General features: G+C 43.4%; 12 protein-coding genes. 7 read left to right on the forward strand and 5 right to left on the reverse strand.

Annotated features, from left to right (window positions below):
- Both KYS23_RS02885 and KYS23_RS02890 read left to right on the forward strand, forming a co-directional pair.
- The gene (locus KYS23_RS02885; protein ID WP_159529591.1) at positions 1-1,071 is read left to right on the forward strand and encodes a FecR family protein; all 1,071 of its coding nucleotides are present in this window, start codon (positions 1-3) and stop codon (positions 1,069-1,071) included.
- Positions 1,072-1,342: 271 nt separating this feature from the next.
- Positions 1,343-4,324: a TonB-dependent receptor gene (locus tag KYS23_RS02890; protein WP_246604264.1), complete on the forward strand. Its 2,982-nt coding sequence runs from the start codon at positions 1,343-1,345 to the stop codon at positions 4,322-4,324.
- Between the two features lie 79 nt (positions 4,325-4,403).
- On the opposite strand, the gene KYS23_RS02895 is transcribed toward KYS23_RS02890, so the two are convergent.
- Positions 4,404-4,598 (reverse strand): (2Fe-2S)-binding protein, encoded by a 195-nt coding sequence (locus tag KYS23_RS02895; protein ID WP_218418012.1) that lies wholly within the window; start codon positions 4,596-4,598, stop codon positions 4,404-4,406.
- A gap of 262 nt (positions 4,599-4,860) precedes the next feature.
- Between KYS23_RS02895 and KYS23_RS02900 the strand changes: the two genes are divergently transcribed.
- Entirely contained in the window at positions 4,861-5,466 is a 606-nt protein-coding gene (locus KYS23_RS02900; RefSeq protein WP_218418013.1) for a peroxiredoxin, read from the forward strand.
- Positions 5,467-5,642: 176 nt separating this feature from the next.
- On the opposite strand, the gene rnt is transcribed toward KYS23_RS02900, so the two are convergent.
- Complete coding sequence (gene rnt, locus KYS23_RS02905) at positions 5,643-6,299, reverse strand: ribonuclease T (protein ID WP_159529596.1); 657 nt, start codon at positions 6,297-6,299, stop codon at positions 5,643-5,645.
- 319 nt (positions 6,300-6,618) lie between these two features.
- Between rnt and KYS23_RS02910 the strand changes: the two genes are divergently transcribed.
- Entirely contained in the window at positions 6,619-7,425 is an 807-nt protein-coding gene (locus KYS23_RS02910; protein ID WP_159534411.1) for a flagellar protein MotY, read from the forward strand.
- A gap of 106 nt (positions 7,426-7,531) precedes the next feature.
- Here the strand turns inward: KYS23_RS02910 and glpQ are convergent, their stop codons facing one another.
- The 3 genes from glpQ to KYS23_RS02925 form a co-directional block, all read right to left on the reverse strand.
- Complete coding sequence (gene glpQ, locus KYS23_RS02915) at positions 7,532-8,566, reverse strand: glycerophosphodiester phosphodiesterase (protein ID WP_218418014.1); 1,035 nt, start codon at positions 8,564-8,566, stop codon at positions 7,532-7,534.
- 50 nt (positions 8,567-8,616) lie between these two features.
- Positions 8,617-9,003 carry a lactoylglutathione lyase gene (gene gloA / locus KYS23_RS02920; protein WP_159529600.1) on the reverse strand — a complete coding sequence of 129 codons (387 nt, stop codon included), beginning with the start codon at positions 9,001-9,003 and terminating at the stop codon, positions 8,617-8,619.
- A gap of 131 nt (positions 9,004-9,134) precedes the next feature.
- Positions 9,135-9,845 carry an SDR family oxidoreductase gene (locus KYS23_RS02925; RefSeq protein ID WP_218395441.1) on the reverse strand — a complete coding sequence of 237 codons (711 nt, stop codon included), beginning with the start codon at positions 9,843-9,845 and terminating at the stop codon, positions 9,135-9,137.
- Between the two features lie 427 nt (positions 9,846-10,272).
- Between KYS23_RS02925 and cspE the strand changes: the two genes are divergently transcribed.
- From cspE to KYS23_RS02940, 3 genes are all read left to right on the forward strand, one after another.
- Positions 10,273-10,485, forward strand: a complete 213-nt coding sequence (gene cspE / locus KYS23_RS02930) for a transcription antiterminator/RNA stability regulator CspE (RefSeq protein WP_013784966.1) — start codon at positions 10,273-10,275, stop codon at positions 10,483-10,485.
- Positions 10,486-10,651: 166 nt separating this feature from the next.
- Positions 10,652-10,840, forward strand: coding sequence for a hypothetical protein (locus tag KYS23_RS02935; RefSeq protein ID WP_218418015.1), 189 nt, complete (start codon positions 10,652-10,654; stop codon positions 10,838-10,840).
- Between the two features lie 188 nt (positions 10,841-11,028).
- Positions 11,029-12,735, forward strand: coding sequence for a GGDEF domain-containing protein (locus KYS23_RS02940; protein ID WP_220099804.1), 1,707 nt, complete (start codon positions 11,029-11,031; stop codon positions 12,733-12,735).
- Position 12,736: the final 1 nt, after the last annotated feature.

Genomic DNA, 12,736 nt, shown 5'->3' on the forward strand with positions numbered 1-12,736 from the left:
ATGAACAATATTCGTCAGTTTTCCAGCAAAGAAGATATCCAAGAGCAAGCCTGCTTATGGATAAGCCGTCTCGATCGCGAACTTAGCGAAGACGAAAAAGCACAGCTTGATGTGTGGCTTGCCGAAAGCCCAAATCATCGTAAGGCACTCATGGAAGCCGCAAGCCTATGGGACGACATGTCAGTACTTAACGAGTTAAGTGGCTTGTTTCCTCATCATCAGAATAAAACCGAAACCCATAAGCGCCAAAAGCGCCGCGTGGGTATAGTTACTCAAGCCCGTATGAGCGTGGCTGCAGCGTTTTTAGTTATGGCGATTGCAGTAGGTGTTGTCGTTGATCGTATTTGGCTAGAAGAGCCAGATGTAGTTGCACACGTGTCTGAAAAAATAGAAACCGGTATTGGTGAACAAAAAAACCTCGTGCTTTCTGATGGTTCCACACTGCTGTTAAACACAAACTCACGGGTTACCGTCGATTTTTCTGACGATGTGCGAAACATTGTATTGCTAAAAGGCGAAGCGCATTTTGAAGTGGCGCACGATACCACGCGACCTTTCACTGTAACCGCAGGTAATAATACGGTTACCGCAGTGGGTACAGCGTTTAACATGCAGTATGTTGACGACAACGCTTTCGAATTAGTGGTAACCGATGGAAAGGTATTAGTTAAAGACAGATTTAGTGCATTCAGTAGTAATCAGTCATTGTTTTCCAAAGCGCCCGTTGAAGGTGAAGGCCTGCTTATGTTTGCGGGTGAAAAAGCCACAGTTAAAGGCGATGTTGATGCCCGCGAGAGTTTATCGCAAAACGACATTGATGATGATTTAGCATGGCAGCAAGGCATGATTGTATTCAAAGGTGAGCGCTTAGAAGCCGTGCTTGCTGAAATTGGTAGATATACTCAGGTACATTTTCAGATTTCTGACGAATCGCTTAAAAGCCGCCGTGTTGCAGGCTACTTTAAAGTGGGTGATATCGATGGTTTGCTAGCTGCGCTTAAAAATAGCTTTAACATTGAATACGAGAAAGTATCTGATACCAGTATTCAGCTATCTGTTTCTCAAGGCTAGTTTAAAGTTAATACTAGGATAATCCGCAGATAACTCGGAGTTAGTGATTCAAGGTTAATGATAATTGAATAACAGACGAATCATACGCTAGTAATGCGTGTGTAATAAAAGCAATGCACGTGCATTACTTGGCATAAGCTTACGTATTGTGACAATATAATAAAATAAATAATAAGTACGATTTCTCATCTTGCACCTTTTGCGTTCAGTCAATTTTTCTCGTGTAGTAGTGCGTAGCTATAATAGTGCGCGCAAGGCTGGCATTTGCCTTATGTTAGCAGTGTGTTCAAGTCATGTAGAGGGCGTATATGCCCAACAGGTGGCTAAAGATAGCGCGCAAGATAACGCCCCACTGCCAGTATCAAAGGTGGAACCACAAACTGGGCAACATAACTCGCAAGAAAAAGCGCAAGGCTCAATAAAGCTATCTAATCAAACTGCCTTCCAGTTTTCAATTCCAGCCCAAGATGCCGACGATGCGCTGACAGAATTAGCAAAGCAAGCCAATACCACACTGTTATTTCCTTTCGACTTAGCACAAACGGTTAAAACCAACTCTTTAGAAGGTAATTTTACCCTCAACGAAGCCCTCTCAAAATTGCTTGATGGCACCGAACTTGCTGTGGTGACCGACAGTGCAGGGCAGGTCAGTATTCGCTCTCGCAGTGAATTGGTTGCTCAAAACATAGACGGTGAGGGGGAGGCTAAGGTTCAAGAAGAAGACACGAGTAATGCGCTTGAGCGTATTGCTGTGGTAGGTACCAGAAGCTCTCCACGTAGTGTGGTCGAATCCCCAGTGCCGCTAGACATTATTGGGTCAGAATCCTTGCATTCTCAAGGCAACAGCGATGCGCTTTCAATGCTTAGCACCATGGTGCCTTCTTTAAACGTAAACGATCAGCCCATTAATGATGCTACCAGTTTAGTGCGACCTGCTAATTTACGAGGTATGGCGTCAGATCACACATTATTGCTTGTGAACGGTAAGCGCAGGCATCGCTCGGCGGTGATTACCTTTCTTGGCGGAGGCTTGTCTGATGGCGCACAGGGGCCTGATATTTCGGTTATCCCTGCTTATGCACTAAAGCAAATTGAAGTATTACGAGATGGTGCTGCCGCGCAATACGGTTCAGATGCGATTGCTGGCGTGATTAACTTCGTACTCAATGACAGCGATTCAGGTGGCAGCGTTGCACTTAAAACGGGAACCTATTCAGAAGGTGATGGTGAGTTATTTCAGATACAGGCTAATAAAGGGTTTCGTTTAGGTGAGAACGGCTTCTTAAATGCCACGGTAGAATATCGACAGCAACAAGGTACATCGCGCTCTGTCCAGCGTGATGATGCACAAGGCCTCATTGACGCAGGCAACATGTTCATCAGTAGCCCTGCGCAAATATGGGGCGCGCTAGACGTTAACGAGGACATGAAAATGTCGGTGAATGCGGGCTGGGATATTGCGCCAAACTTCGAAGGTTACGCATTAGCAACGTATGCGCATCGTGAAATAAGTGGCGGTTTTTACTTTCGCAACCCACAAACTCGAGAAGGTGTTTTTTCTGAAACTAACGAAGAAACGGGTGAAAGCCGCCTACTGGTTGGGGATTTAGACGGTATAGGGCAGGGGATTAGCTGTCCCACTATTTTCCTTGATGACACCAATGTATTGGAAAACCCCGATTATTTGCGCATTGCAGACAATTCAACAGCACTTGGTGCTAATTGCTTTGCGTTTAACGAGTGGTTCCCTGGGGGGTTTACACCACAATTCGGTGGCACAATTACTGACGCGTCAGTATTTGCTGGCATAAAAACGGAACTAGACAATGGCTGGGCAATGGATTTAAGTGCCAGTGTAGGGTATTCAGATATCGCTTACCGTCTATCAGGCACTGTAAACCCTTCTTTAGGGCCTGACTCTCCGCTGTCTTATACTCCTGGTTCTGTCAGCCAAGTAGAGCGTACGTTCAACCTTGATTTCGCTAAGCTAATTCAATCCGTGTTTGAAGAGCCTATCAGTATTGCCATGGGCGCAGAATGGCGCAGAGAAACTTACTTTCAAAAAGCCGGTGATGATGCCTCTTATGCCGCAGGTTCGCTTGCTTTTGACCCTACAACGGGCGCATCTCAAGGGTTCAGTATTGGCTCGAACGGATTTCCAGGCTATCAGCCTCAATCGGCAGGGCACTGGAGTAGAAGTAATTGGGCGGTGTACATAGATTTGGAGTTTTTCTTAACTGAAGCATGGCAATTTGGTGTGGCCACCCGAGTTGAACACTTTACTGATTTTGGTTCTACCTTTGATGGCAAGCTGAGTACGCGATACAAGGTGAACGACTTATTTGCCCTTCGAGGTTCTATCAATACCGGCTTTAAAGCCCCCACAGTTGGTCAAAGTAATGTTATTAATGTTACTACGGCATATAGTGCCAATGGATTAGAAGACCAAGCCACACTGCCACCCACCGATTTGGTATCACTACAACTAGGTGCAACACCGCTCACACCAGAAGAGTCGGTCAACTTTAGTCTAGGTGTGGTGATGCACATAAGTGACAGATTTTTTGCCACTTTGGATTACTTCAATATTCGACTGATGGACAGGATCAGTACTACATCGGCCATCCCTCTTACCGATGAAGACATACAAATACTCAGCGCAAAGGGGCGAGATGATGCGGCGAAATACAATGCCGCTAAATTCTTTACCAACGATTTCGATACGCAAACTCAGGGCGTTGATTTAGTGCTTCACTATGACTTCATGGTGCAAGATTGGAAGCAGACTTTATTGTTAGCTTACAATTGGACAGACACGCAAGTAGAGCGAGTGACCTTGTACCCCACCATGGTTGAAGGTGAATTAACCTTGATGCCAAACCTGACACCACAGCGCATCAGAATGCTAGAAGATAACTTGCCTGCTCACAGAGGCAGTTTAACGCTGGAACAGTACATTGGAGATTTCAATTTTACGTGGCGGGCGAATTATTACGGAAAATATTACGAAGACCATCTAGATGCTTCTGCGGGAATGGATATTTTTGGAAGCGATACGCTAACGGCAGATGTGCAAGTAGCATGGTATTTTTCACCGTCGTGGCGAGTTACGTTAGGCGCGCAAAATCTGTTTGATTCAAAGCCTGATAGTAATCCATTCAGTGGGGAAGTCGGATCTTTATACCCGCCAACATCACCAGGTGGAATTAATGGTGCGTTCTATTATTTAGGGCTGGAATACCGCGTAGATTAACGACTTATTAGTGGATTGAAATAGAACGTCAGATAAATTTTTGGTAGACGTTAGGAAAACGTTTTGGGCAAAGGGGGGGTTAGCCTACGTTTTTAAACATAGAGTCATCGATAATAGTTTGATCGATAATATGTTGTGCCATTTGGATGCACTTCCCACACTGGGAACCAAGTTCCATATGTTCACGCAATTCACGCATGTTGCCTACGCCATTACCTTGTACTGCGGCGCGTATACTTTTATCGGTAACGCCGTAACACATACATACAAACATAAAACACTCCAAATAAGTCTGTAAATGATAATAATTGCTATTTCATTCTAATGCAAGTGAGATTTAGTCGTATTCACACTCAATAAATCATTAAAAAAGGTGTGCTTTGGTACGATGAGTGAAATATTCATGAGAAATTAGCGAAAGTACAATGCGTTATAGCTTGTTATCTAAAATTAAGTACCAATAAAGACAGATAGAAAACGCCTAGTAATAAGACGTTTTACTTATTATTAAATTTTTAAATAAATTGGAGATACTCATGAGTGTATTAGTTGGTCGTCCAGCGCCGGATTTTACCGCGGCTGCAGTATTAGGTTCAGGTGAAATAGTTGACTCATTTTCACTATCTGAAACCATTAAAGGTAAAAAAACGGTACTATTTTTCTATCCGCTAGATTTTACCTTTGTTTGCCCTTCTGAACTGATTGCTTTTGATAAGCGTTTTGAAGAATTCAAAAAGCGTGGCGTAGAAGTGATTGGTGTTTCTATCGATTCACAGTTTTCTCACAATGCATGGCGAAATACGCCAGTAAACGAAGGGGGTATTGGCCCAGTACAATACACCTTGGTGGCCGACGTAAAACATGAAATCTGCCAGGCGTATGATGTAGAGCACCCTGAAGATGGCGTGGCATTTCGTGGCTCTTTCCTGATTGATGAAGAAGGCCTTGTACGTCACCAAGTGATTAACGACCTTCCGCTAGGCCGCAACGTAGACGAAATGCTTCGTATGGTTGATGCGCTAGCATTCCATCAAGATCATGGCGAAGTTTGCCCTGCGGGTTGGACACAAGGTAAAGCTGGTATGGATGCATCACCGGAAGGCGTGGCTAAGTACCTTGCAGCAGAAGCTGACAAGTTATAATAATTAACGCTGTGCCGAACGCAACTATATTAAGTATGTAAATAAACATGCTAAGCGTTTCGCAAATGCGTCTACCTAATACTAAAACAGCGCCATTCGGCGCTGTTTTTTATTTCTATCAAATCGATTTTGATGAAATGGGTTTGCCGCTAAGCCTCCATTTTAGATATTGCTTATCAGCAAGGCTGATCAGGATTGGCGGGTTGATCTGCCAAGGGCCAGCCGCCCAGTGCTTTATAGCGATTTACCATAAAGCAAAATAGCTCTGTGGTTTTTTGCGCATCATATAATGCGCTGTGGGCTTCTTTTTGATCAAACTCGATACCTGCCGCTCGGCAGGCTTTAACCAATACGGTTTGGCCTAATGTTAAACCTGCAAGGCTGGTGGTATCAAATGATACAAATGGGTGGAAAGGCGTGCGCTTAATGTTGCAGCGGGCTATGGCTGCGTTCACGAAACTTTGATCGAAGGTGGCGTTATGCGCCACAATCACCGAGCGCTGGCAATCCGCATCTTTTTGCGCTTTACGAATGCCTTTGCACAGTGACTTCATCGCTTCACTTTCTTCAATGGCTCCGCGCAGAGCACAGTGAGGGTCAATACCGTTAAACTCTAGCGCTGCGGGCTCTAAGTTGGCCCCTTCAAAAGGGTCGACATGGTAATGAAAAGTTTGGTCAGGATAAATTAGCCCATCTTCTTCCATTTTTACCGTGACGGCAGCGATTTCTAGTAAGGCGTCGGTTCCAGAATTAAAACCAGCGGTTTCGACGTCAATAACAACAGGAAAGTAGCCTCTAAAGCGATGAGGAAGGGAATGGTGCAACTCAGACATAGTTTCTCTTAGCAGGTTTTTTGGTTACGTAACACGGCTGTATCAATATAAAAATGCTACGGAAAGTGGAGCGATTATGGCAAGGATAACTCACGGTATCCAGCCTGAATTTCGTTGATGGACTAATTGATGAGCTCTGGAAGCTGCAATTGAATGTATAATTGATGGAAGAGAAGGCTAAACTTTTCTACACTAAGGACGATATATTCTGTAAGCGCCTTTTCGTTAGGTATGGTTTATCAGTTGAGTGGGTATAGTTGTGAAGCGTAAATTCGGTTTACTTATTCCGTTGTTTTTTACTACGGTCGCAAGCGGTGCTATGCGTCAGTATTCGGCTACGGTAGAAACGTCGAACTGGGAAGTGGTTGATGCATCGCGTTTGCAATGTACGTTGAATCATCCTTTACCTGGGTACGGCGATGCCATGTTTACTAGCGTGGCTTCAAAACGGCTTAATATGGAATTCGAGCTAGATATGCACTTATTGCCTAATCGCTTCGATGTGGCTGCTGTCTATTCTGTACCGCCAAAGTGGATGCCGGGTGTTGCGCCTAAAACTATCGCCGATATGACATTGCGAACGCAATATAATGGTGACCTTCCACAAGACGCCGCATGGACTATGTTAAGTGAACTTGAGAAAGGCTTCTGGCCCACCATTTATTATCAAGACTGGTACAACGAATACGATAAAGTGAGCGTTGCATTAAACGCCAGTAATTTCTCGTTGGTGTATCGAGACTTCGTTGAGTGTGTGTCTAATTTATTGCCTTATAATTTCGACGATATTGCCTATACGGTGTTGTCGTATCAGAAAAACAGTACCGAACTGACTAAGTATTCGCAAAAGCGCCTAACAATGATTGGGGAATACCTAAAAGAGGATAGTGACTTAGAGTTAGTTTTGCTTGATGGCTATACCGACAGTTATGGCGGGCGATGGAACAACGAACAACTATCTATACGCCGAGCCAATGAAGTAAAAAGCTACTTAACTACTATTGGTGTGCCCGATGACAGAATTCAACTTACGGGGCACGGCGAGAAGCGTCATATCGCGAATAACAATACCCGCGAATCAAGAGCACAAAATAGAAGGGTAGTGGTACGGTTATCTAAATCCTAGTGATTGACTCAGTGACTGAATTGAAAATTTATTTTGTGATTCGAATATAAAAAGCGGCTATTAGCCGCTTTTTTTGTGTGTTGTATAATAGCTTAATTTATTATTGCTACTCGCCTTGTGCCTCAAGCCACGCTTTGACTGGTGGCACATGGTCGGTAAATACGCCGTCTACGTTCACCACGTGTTTCAGGGTAGAGAGAAGCTGTTCTGCTGTCATGCCTGGCGGCAGAGCATCTTCACGAAAAGTGTATGGATGAATAACGAAACCTTCTGAATGGGCATGTTCAAGCCAAGGTGCCGGCACCAGTTTACCCGCTTTCATCGCTTGCGGATCTAGTAGTTGCCCTAACCAAGGGCCTAAACCATCGGCATATTTAGCTACTGCTTTCATGCCGGCTTCACTTTTTATCCAACCGTAGTCTGTGGTTGATTCCGCCCAGCTGTTCTCACCGATTAGCATGACCACTTTGCCCGCATAGTTTAGCTCGTTTCTAATGCGCTTTATTTCATTGAAGTCAAAACACTGCAAGTAACTGTTGGCGTTTTTACTGGCAAGATTAAAGCGAGTTAAGGAGGCAATTACAATTTGGCTTGCATCTACGCCTTGTTCGGTATGCCACGCTGGTGACTTTACTTCCGTATAAACCCCAACATCGGTTTCGAACTCTCGATTGAGTTGAGTGATAAGCTCGTAATGTTCATCCAAGGTTGCTACGGTAAAGTTCGCCGTATTCCCCGTATAACGTGTTGTGAAAACTTGCTCGCCTTTGTTGTTGGCTCGTTCATGTACTTGCAGGGTGCGAAGCTCAGCTAGCGTGAAGTCTAAAGCGTAAAAGCGACCATCTTTACGCGCTCGCTCAGGAAATACCTGCTCAACGTTGGTTACTGTTTCTAAATGTATGTCATGCAACACCACGGCAATCCCATCTTTGGTAATAACCGCATCTTGCTCAATAAAGTCAGGGTTCATGGCAAAAGCAAGTGTGGCGGCTTCTAATGTATGCTCAGGCAGATAACCTGAGGCACCCCTATGGGCTATAACATCAAAGTCTTTCGCCAATAGCACTGGGCTTGCAAAAATAGAGATAAAAAGCGAGAAAACTAACGAGCAAGTCAGTGACGCGTGAGGAATTTTTAGCATAGTATGGCAATATCCTTATTAATAGGGCCGCTGTATTTTGTAATAGTGACTTATGGTTTTGTTTGAATAAGTTCAATGGCGTAGCCATCTGGATCGCGAACAAAAGCAATGACAGTAGAACCGCCCTTTACTGGACCAGCCTTTCGATAGACATCACAGCCATTTTGCTCAAGGTTTTCACAGAACTGATAAATGTCGTCTACTTCAATAGCAATGTGACCGTAAGCCGTGCCTTTATCGTAAGTGTCGTCGCCCCAGTTATAAGTGAGTTCAAGCACCGTAGTGTTAGTTTCTTCGCCATAACCCACGAAAGCGAGCGTGTATTCATAAGCTTGGTTTTCAGACTTTCTCAGCAGCTTCATACCCATCAAGTTGGTGTAGAAGTGCAAAGACGCATCAAGATCCTCAACGCGAAGCATGGTATGTAGCATTCTCATTTCACTCTCCCGGTCCTTCTAAGGACATCATATAAATCAGTTTACTATGGGTATATGAAAGGAATGAGACACTAAGGCGCCGATGCAATGGCTGCAAGCGCCTATCGTTAAACAGCTAGTAAAAAAGATAACTAAAAGCCCCACATTCCAATATTGTCTATTTTAAGACGACGGGGTTGCTGAAGTAAATAAACGAGCATATCACTAAGGTCATCATTTTGAATAAGCCCAGTGTTAATTTCATCCGTAGGGGCTTTTTGTGATTGAATAAGCGCAGGGTTAAGTGAGTGAACGTGAATTCCGTACTCGTGCACTTCTTCTTGAAGGGCTTTGCCTAGACCGACCATGGCAAACTTTGACGCGCAATATACGCCTGCATTCGGATAGCCGTTTAACGCAGCTTGAGAGGCAATATTTACCACGTACCCTTCCTTTTGCTTAATCATATTGGGCACCACGTTTTTGCACATCAAAAATGTACCTTTAACATTGGTATCCATAACGTCATCCCAGTCGCTTTCGCTGGTGTCACAAATTAAGGTTTCTTTGCCAAACCCACTGTTATTCACCAATACTTGAATATCGCCGAACTGTGAACGTACTTGCCCTATAAAGTGGCTTACCGCAGATGCATCACTAATATCGCAAACCTGGCCATAAATCCGCTCACCGAATTTGGCTTTAAGCTCTGCTACTGTGTTGGTTATAGTGGCAGGGGTTCTTCCGCAAATAGCGACCTTCATACCTTCTTGAAGTAGTCTCAGAGTAAGCGACTTACCCAGGCCTTTACCGCCGCCAGTAACAATAGCCACTTTCTCTTTTAATACATAATGTTGTGACATACAGCCTCTACTCGTGTTGTGATCTTTAAGCGCGTTAGCGTAACAAGAACATGAGCCTAGCTAATATAGAGGGGGATTCCTATCAACATACGTATGTAAGTTGACAGCAGGATTGCGACGTCAATTGATGGTGAATGCGGGGGAGGGCACGAGGGTTATGATATGTGTGCGATTGTAATGGAACTTGTACAGCAAGATGTTGCGCGATAAGAGAAATAAATAGCGATATCGGTAGACTTACCTGACTGAAAGATGTACATTACGCCCGCTTTAGATAATTAAAAGCTTTTTCTACTACTGCGTTGTACCCTTTTATTCTTCAGTTTTATCGAAGTTTTAATAGATATACATTTGCGTTACTAGTAAGTTAAATCTATTGCTATCCGGTGAATTTCACCAATTACTTCAAATATATAAGGTTACAAACATGTCTGATACAGTAAACGGCACAGTTAAATGGTTCAACGAAGATAAAGGTTTTGGTTTTCTTACTCAAGACGGTGGCGGTAAAGACGTATTCGTACATTTCCGTTCAATCGCTTCTGACGGCTTCAAAACGCTTTCTGAAGGCCAAGCGGTAAGCTTCAGCGTAGAACAAGGTCAAAAAGGCCTTCAAGCTGCAAACGTTGTTGTTCTTTAAGTAGAACTTTAAAATACAACGACAAAAGGCTAAGTTTCTACTTAGCCTTTTTTAATTGTGCAGTACTAACATTTTTATTTATTTTTGGTTTGATAAAAACAGAATTTTGAAAGGAATTTTAAAACGAATAAAAAACTAGCAACATTATTATACAAAGAAAAATTATATGTCTCATACTGTTAACGGCGCTTCGCTCCGTACACTTCCCCCTATTTCGACAATCTCAGTAAATAACTTCAACGTTGTTTTTACCGATAAAGAGTGTCAAAAGTCAGTTCAATTTCATAACAACAAAGATACGAAAGTATTTTTACGTTGGTTACTTAATACCACGGTTGAGAGTATTTACGCTTAGTGTATTTTGCTAGACTCCAAAGTTTAAGCGCACACGAAAAGACGGGTAACCTTCAAAAAGTAAGATGCGCGTAAAGTGGTGAGTTGAACTTACCTGAGGTAAAACTAAGAGCCAAAATCTCCATTGTTATCTTGCTACGTTGTGTATATATTTTGATTAGTTGTATTCCACCTAGCGAGGGGTAGTCAATGAAGTCAAATTCGTCTACTACCCACATTGGTAACAGGGGCGAGTATTTGCTTTCTAACCTTCGAATTTCAAGGGGGCTGTCTCTCCTTATCCTAGCCATAGTTTTCCCTGCGCTAGGAAATGAATCTGTGTCATTGAGCAATGGTAAAGTTACCCTTCCAGACTCCAGCCTGTGGCGAAGCTTACCTGTCGATATGCATTATAGGGATATTGACAGTGCTGAAAAATTTCAAATGGTACAGGCGGGCTATCCAACTTTGCCTATCAGGTCTGCATTAGGTGGAAAGTCTGGCTCCTACTTAACCAAAGTAACTTTAAGTCCTTCCAAGACTGGCCAATACTTCGTGATGATTAACGCCAACTTTATTGATACTGGTATAGCGTCTTATTCATCAAAGAGCCAACAAGCCAACGTTACGGTGTTTTCGCAGTTGGCAGACGGCGAAACGCCCCAGATTTTGCACTTTCAGGGTTTTGCTGTTCAAGCTGAGCGTAATAACCCCATTGAGTTATGGGTGCTTATTGAAGCGAAACAATTTCCCACGCCTGTTTCTATTTCTATTTTCGACGCGGCTTCATTTTACACATTTCAGATTTATAACAATGGGTTATCGATTGCCGCTATAACTACAATGATTTTGCTCGCACTTTTAGCGCTACTCGCATTTTTGAGTACACGGAAACGGGTAGCACTTACCTGTGCTGGCTATTTGGGCCTACATGGTGTTGGTTGGGCAGCGGCCTCGGGGCTTATTGATGACCTGTTCGATATGTCAATAAACAGTAGCTATTGGGGAATGAAACTATTTCCTTTTGCTATAGCGTGTGCGGCACAGTTCGTTTCAGATCTTTTCGACTGCAAATCGAATCATAAAAAACTATTCCGCTTTATGCGTTGGTTAAGCGTAACGAGTGTGGCCTTAGGTATAGCAATGTGGTTCTTACCGTTCACAACGGCGTTTTTAATCTCGCATATAATAGCGATGTTTTGGGTGGTGGTTACGTTAGCCGTCGGCATCGGTATGCTCAAGTTAAAAGACTTCCGCGCCAAGTATTTTCTGACGGGCAACTTACTTTACAGTAGTTCACTTGGCTATTACGTAGGCGCGCACAGCCAGTATTTCGGCGATCTTCCTTATTCAGAGTCGGTTGTAGTGATTGCGTTGTCGTTAGATTGCATCTGCATATTATTATGTTTAGCTGAATGGTTTAAGCTTCAACAAGTCGAATTTAACCGAAACTACTATTTATCTCGTACTGATGCGATGACTAAACTCGGTAATCGATTTGCGCTTACAGAATATGTTACCCAGTTAAGCGGTTTTTATGTTGTGGTTTATGTAGATCTCGATGGCTTAAAAACAGTAAACGATAAGAAAGGGCATCAAGAAGGGGACAAACTCATTGTTGAAACGGCAAGCCTAATGCAGCAATCGTTCTATCCTCGAGGTGGTATATTCCGTTCTGGCGGGGACGAATTTGTCAGTATACTGAAAGCTAAGTCTGCGGCCGATACGCAAGAATTAACAAATAAAGCGCGCTCTTTAATGCTGACAATATCTGAGGAGTTGAGTAAAACATGGTATAGCGCGGGAGTTAGCTTTGGCATTGCAACAAGCCTTGAGTGTGATTCAGCTAAAGCATGTATTTCCCTCGCAGATAAGCGTATGTATCGATACAAATCTACTCATAAAAAAATGAATTAGC

Source organism: Alteromonas lipotrueae (genome assembly GCF_019249255.1).
In the GTDB taxonomy this organism is placed as follows: domain Bacteria; phylum Pseudomonadota; class Gammaproteobacteria; order Enterobacterales; family Alteromonadaceae; genus Alteromonas; species Alteromonas lipotrueae.

Excerpts from the sequence above, each read along its gene's own strand:
- KYS23_RS02900 (WP_218418013.1), top strand. The coding sequence starts at position 4,861 with ATGAGTGTATTAGTTGGTCGTCCAGCGCCGGATTTTACCGCGGCTGCA.
- KYS23_RS02885 (WP_159529591.1), top strand. The coding sequence starts at position 1 with ATGAACAATATTCGTCAGTTTTCCAGCAAAGAAGATATCCAAGAGCAA.
- KYS23_RS02935 (WP_218418015.1), top strand. The coding sequence starts at position 10,652 with ATGTCTCATACTGTTAACGGCGCTTCGCTCCGTACACTTCCCCCTATT.
- KYS23_RS02940 (WP_220099804.1), top strand. The coding sequence starts at position 11,029 with ATGAAGTCAAATTCGTCTACTACCCACATTGGTAACAGGGGCGAGTAT.
- glpQ (WP_218418014.1), bottom strand. The coding sequence starts at position 8,566 with ATGCTAAAAATTCCTCACGCGTCACTGACTTGCTCGTTAGTTTTCTCG.
- KYS23_RS02895 (WP_218418012.1), bottom strand. The coding sequence starts at position 4,598 with ATGTTTGTATGTATGTGTTACGGCGTTACCGATAAAAGTATACGCGCC.
- KYS23_RS02890 (WP_246604264.1), top strand. The coding sequence starts at position 1,343 with ATGTTAGCAGTGTGTTCAAGTCATGTAGAGGGCGTATATGCCCAACAG.
- KYS23_RS02925 (WP_218395441.1), bottom strand. The coding sequence starts at position 9,845 with ATGTCACAACATTATGTATTAAAAGAGAAAGTGGCTATTGTTACTGGC.
- rnt (WP_159529596.1), bottom strand. The coding sequence starts at position 6,299 with ATGTCTGAGTTGCACCATTCCCTTCCTCATCGCTTTAGAGGCTACTTT.
- gloA (WP_159529600.1), bottom strand. The coding sequence starts at position 9,003 with ATGAGAATGCTACATACCATGCTTCGCGTTGAGGATCTTGATGCGTCT.
- cspE (WP_013784966.1), top strand. The coding sequence starts at position 10,273 with ATGTCTGATACAGTAAACGGCACAGTTAAATGGTTCAACGAAGATAAA.
- KYS23_RS02910 (WP_159534411.1), top strand. The coding sequence starts at position 6,619 with ATGCGTCAGTATTCGGCTACGGTAGAAACGTCGAACTGGGAAGTGGTT.